Raw genomic sequence first — 4,924 nt, 5'->3', positions numbered from 1 at the left:
CTCCAGTAGCGCCAGTGTCACCTTTCTCACCCTGAACTCCCTGAGCTCCAGTGTCACCCTTGTCACCTTTGGCTCCAGTGGCTCCAGTTTCGCCTTTTTCGCCAGTGGCTCCAGTATCTCCTTTGTCACCTTTCTCTCCAGTTGCTCCGGTTTCACCTTGAATACCTTGTTCTCCTTGAGCTCCGGTCGCACCTGTAGCACCTGTAGCGCCAGTCTCACCTTGAATACCTTGTTCTCCCTGAGCTCCAGTGTCACCTTTCTCGCCTTGGATTCCTTGGGCTCCCGTATCTCCTTTGTCTCCTTTTTCTCCAGTAGCTCCAGTCTCTCCTTGGATACCTTGGGCTCCTGTATCTCCTTTAGCACCAGTATCACCTTTCTCTCCAGTAGCACCCGTTGCTCCAGTAGCTCCGGTCTCACCTTGAATACCTTGTTCTCCTTGAGCTCCAGTGTCACCCTTGTCTCCTTTTTCACCTTGAATACCTTGTTCTCCTTGAGCTCCAGTGTCACCCTTGTCTCCTTTCTCGCCTTGGATACCCTGGATACCTTGATCTCCTTTGGCACCAGTAGCTCCGGTTTCACCTTTTTCACCTTGGATACCTTGTTCTCCTTTGTCTCCTTTTTCACCTTGGGCCCCGGTTGCACCGGTTTCACCTTTTTCTCCGGTCGCACCAGTAGCTCCTGTATCTCCTTTTTCACCTTGGATACCTTGTTCTCCTTTGTCTCCTTTTTCACCTTGGGCTCCGGTTGCACCAGTGTCTCCTTTATCGCCTTTGGCTCCAGTAGCACCTGTAGCACCAGTGGCGCCGGTCTCTCCTTGGATACCTTGTGCACCAGTAGCTCCGGTGTCACCTTTCTCACCTTTTGCTCCGGTTTCACCTTTTTCACCTTGCTCACCTTGGATTCCTTGCTCACCCTGAGCACCTGTAGCACCAGTGTCTCCTTTTTCTCCTGTTGCGCCAGTGGCTCCAGTTTCACCTTTCTCACCCTGAATTCCTTGTTCTCCTTGAGATCCAGTGTCACCCTTATCTCCTTTGTCACCTTGGATTCCTTGCTCACCCTGAGCACCTGTAGCACCTGTAGCACCTGTAGCACCTGTAGCACCAGTGTCTCCTTTATCTCCGGTTGCACCTGTTGCACCGGTTTCACCTTGAATACCTTGGGCTCCAGTATCCCCTTTGTCACCTTTCTCACCCTGAACTCCCTGAGCTCCAGTGTCACCCTTGTCACCTTTTTTACCTTGAATACCTTGGTCTCCTTTGGCTCCAGTCTCACCTTGGATACCTTGGGCTCCAGTTTCGCCTTTCTCACCCTGAACTCCCTGAGCACCGGTATCTCCTTTGTCACCTTTTTCACCTTGGATACCTTGTTCTCCTTGAGCTCCGGTATCTCCTTTCTCGCCTTGGATACCCTGGATACCTTGATCTCCTTTGGCACCAGTAGCTCCGGTGTCACCTTTCTCACCTTTTGCTCCGGTTTCACCTTTTTCACCTTGAATACCTTGCTCACCTTGCTCACCTTGCTCACCTTGGATTCCTTGCTCACCCTGAGCACCTGTAGCACCAGTGTCTCCTTTTTCTCCTGTTGCGCCAGTGGCTCCAGTTTCACCTTTCTCACCCTGAATTCCTTGTTCTCCTTGAGATCCAGTGTCACCCTTATCTCCTTTTAGACCTTGGATTCCTTGCTCACCCTGAGCACCTGTAGCACCTGTAGCACCTGTAGCACCAGTGTCTCCTTTATCTCCGGTTGCACCTGTAGCACCAGTAGCTCCAGTTGCACCAGTGGCACCGGTTTCACCTTTTTCACCCTGAATACCTTGTTCTCCTTGTGCACCGGTATCTCCTTTTTCACCTTGAACGCCTTGTTCTCCCTGGGCTCCAGTGGCTCCCGTTGCACCGGTTTCACCTTTTTCTCCTTGGATTCCTTGAGCTCCGTCTTTCCCATTTGTTCCGGGTAAGCCTTGAGGACCTCTTAGATCTGAAGTAGTAAAATTTGTTCCGTCTGTGTAGTTGAAGGTATAAGTCCCGTTCCCGTTATCGACTGTAGATTGTATGCCGACACCTCCTGTTCCAGTTCCCCCACTCTGGCACAGGTTGTTCCATTGGTTACCGTTGTAATAAAATACACATTGTGCATCCGTGTTATACACCAAAGCCCCACGTAGGGGTTTAATGTTTTGCATCTGGGCCGTAGAAACCCTTGTTAGTACAAATGCTTTGGTTGTGCTTTCCAGTTCAACTATGGAAGCGCCGTTAATGCTGTCGGGATTCTCTCCAATTTTTACCTGTGCAGTTAGGTAGCTGCTACCTATTAGGAAAAGAAATAATAGTATTTTTTTAAAGTCCATTCAAAGGGGAATTAGGGTACAAAGACCTATATAACCCCAAATTTAGACCTATACGTATGATATGTTAAAGAAATGTTGTGAACCCGATAAAAGCTGTTGCGTAGGGCTATTTCTAGAAATTAAGTCTATGAAATTTGTCGTTGGTCGAAGTGGTTGAACTAAAGAAAATACTTACAATTATAAGATAATCCCTATTTTTTTATTTATGCCCTTGTTACTGTAATCTAGGGGATATTTTAGATTTTAATAAAAATAAAACCTGATTTTTTGGAAGGGATGAAGAGGCTAATTTGTAGTATCAAATTTTCTATATCTTGACCAATCACTGAATTGAAAGTTTGTGGTCACTAAGAATTTTCACTACTCTTTCAAGTAGGTAATTAAGTAATGACAAGTACGAGGGTTTTGGTATTTTTTAGTGTTCCAAATATAGATAGCCCTGATAGTTTAGATCTAGGTCCTTCATGGCAATTAGGTAGAAATAGACGCCATTGGGTAATCCTGCTTCCCTATTGATCACTAGGTTGTCCACGTTGGAGTAGCCTGTAAAACCATTGGTGTAATTGGCTTCCTCGTACACCTTTTGTCCGTTTCTATTAAAGATACTAATTGTATCGTCATTGGAGAGTTCCAGTTCCTCAATATATAGCGCATCATTAACGCCATCGCCGTTGGGGGTTACCAGATAGTTATCCAATGTAAGCAATTCCTTGGCCGTGGCCTCGGCAGAGAAGGTTATTATGGCAAAGTCGTTAGGTATAAAACTTTCCGATATTACAAAACCTTGTTCCAGATCGCCCACAACTGTCGCGGCACCTAAATTTACCCATGCACCTGCGCTAATACTCCAGCCAACTGGAATAATTTTGGCCGCATCGTCTGTTAGGTCGCCCATATTACTGCGTTGGTTCCAGCTTATTTGTATGGTAGAAGAAACACCGCCTTCCAGATGCCAAAATTCTACCGCACTGATGTCACCCATGGTCCTGGGTTTTCTGCTAGGGTCAAAGCTTTCTGAAAAGCTGGCCGGGTTGGCGGGGTTTTCATAATAATAGGCGCATCTGGCCAGGGAATTGTTAGAGCTACTGTTCAGGGTCAAGGATCTTAGGTACTCGGCATCGCCAACTGGAAAAATAAAGTTTTGTTGGTCGTTAATGGTGACATAGCCATCTACCTTGGACGCATTGCTTTCCCCAACATAAAAGGCATTGGGCAGAAAATTAAAATATACGTCCCGCTCTTGTCGTGGGGTTATAAAATTACCGACTATAAAATTGTTGTTGGAGCTAACGCTAAGGGGGGTATTGAGAAGAACCCCTTGCTCATTGGCAATTTCCGTATCGTAAAAAATGGGCATAAAGGCCCCGGAAACGCTGATGGTGCTACTGCCATAGAAACCTGCCAGTCCCAAATTTTGGTCAAAGGCCGCATTGTTTATCAGGTTGGTATGAAACCCTATCTGGCCCTCATCATGGATCCTGATATTGCCACTGTTGTACAGGGCCGTTTGGGCTATGAGCCCTTGGCTTAACAAAAATGCAAGGATGTAGAGTAGGTTTTTCATACGCTCGTTACCGCTATCTATTAGGCTATTGCTCTTTATTGTTTTTCAATAGTGCCTTTATTTCCTCCATGTCTTTCTTTAAAGCTTTTAGTTCATTGGACAGGGATTCGTTGTCACTTTTTAGTTGTTTTATTTTCTTTTCCTGTTCTATAGTGTGAAGGAAGAGTTCTTCTATTTTTTCTAGGTTTATTCTTGAGGCTTCTCCAAGATTCCAAAATCCCTGTTCCTTGATCTCCTCAGCTGATTTTACGCCTGGTAAATGGTGTTTTTCCTTTACATGTTTCTCAATTTCAGTAAGGCTATTAAAGGTGTAGTTTTTATTTAAAATTGAAGTTCCTAAATAATATTTTTGGAAGACGTAGTCAGGGTGTACAAGTGTTGCTCCAACAGTAACGGAATTAGTAACTGTTAAATCGCCAGTTATTGTGGTGTTTCCAGCATTTAGGGTTCCAGTTGTAATAACATTTTGAGTTCCGAAATTAGGATTGATTTTGGTACCAGCTATTGCGGCGATAGAGTTAATATCGGCATCGGTAATACTATCGTCATCAATTTCATCAGATGATACAGCATTTGATTGTATTTCTGCAGCTCCAATTGCATTATCACCTATATCACCTTGTGAAATTGTGTTTGCAGCTATTACTCCACTAGGTCCTCCAGAAATAGCATCAGCAGCAATTTTTGATGCTGTCACCACATTGTCAGCAATTGTCAATGTAACATTAGTAAAAGAAGCCCCGGTACCCCCAGTGACAGTTATGTCTGAAGATGTGATGTTACCCGAACCATTAAGTACACTGGTGTCGACTTCCAAAGAGCCGTTGGTTGCATTTTTGGCTAATCCTACACCAGCGACATCATTGTTAATTTTGTTGGCTGTAATCCCGTTGTCCACTACTTGAATCTCTCCCGAAGGGTTTATTTCGATAGTGCTTTCATCCACGTTGACCTCCAGTTCTACATTTTCAAGAATGGAATTAGTTGGAGTCCCACTAATGTCTATAGAGCTATTG

4 protein-coding genes and 1 pseudogene are annotated in these 4,924 nt (G+C 44.9%); all 5 read right to left on the bottom strand.

The genetic code is table 11. The features are described from left to right. A partial coding sequence (locus EHW67_RS15500) for a hypothetical protein (RefSeq protein WP_238389959.1) occupies positions 1-1,650 on the bottom strand: 1,650 nt, incomplete at its 3' end. Between the two features lie 12 nt (positions 1,651-1,662). Next, positions 1,663-1,941, bottom strand: a complete 279-nt coding sequence (locus tag EHW67_RS20810; protein WP_262707169.1) for a hypothetical protein — start codon at positions 1,939-1,941, stop codon at positions 1,663-1,665. A 27-nt stretch (positions 1,942-1,968) separates the two neighbouring features. After that, positions 1,969-2,124, bottom strand: a complete 156-nt coding sequence (locus tag EHW67_RS20805) for a hypothetical protein (RefSeq protein WP_238389958.1) — start codon at positions 2,122-2,124, stop codon at positions 1,969-1,971. Positions 2,125-2,759: 635 nt separating this feature from the next. Then, positions 2,760-3,908, bottom strand: a complete 1,149-nt coding sequence (locus EHW67_RS15495) for a gliding motility-associated C-terminal domain-containing protein (RefSeq protein WP_126163296.1) — start codon at positions 3,906-3,908, stop codon at positions 2,760-2,762. A 25-nt stretch (positions 3,909-3,933) separates the two neighbouring features. Beyond that, positions 3,934-4,924, bottom strand: a pseudogene (locus EHW67_RS15490) (hypothetical protein); the annotation flags it as partial.

It is taken from the genome of Arenibacter aquaticus (genome assembly GCF_003957295.1).
Taxonomy (GTDB): Bacteria; Bacteroidota; Bacteroidia; order Flavobacteriales; family Flavobacteriaceae; genus Arenibacter; species Arenibacter aquaticus.
Note: the sequence above shows the minus strand (reverse complement) of the source record. Positions and strands in the feature narration are given on the sequence as shown.

Excerpts from the sequence above, each read along its gene's own strand:
- EHW67_RS20810 (WP_262707169.1), bottom strand. The coding sequence starts at position 1,941 with ATGGGAAAGACGGAGCTCAAGGAATCCAAGGAGAAAAAGGTGAAACCG.
- EHW67_RS15495 (WP_126163296.1), bottom strand. The coding sequence starts at position 3,908 with ATGAAAAACCTACTCTACATCCTTGCATTTTTGTTAAGCCAAGGGCTC.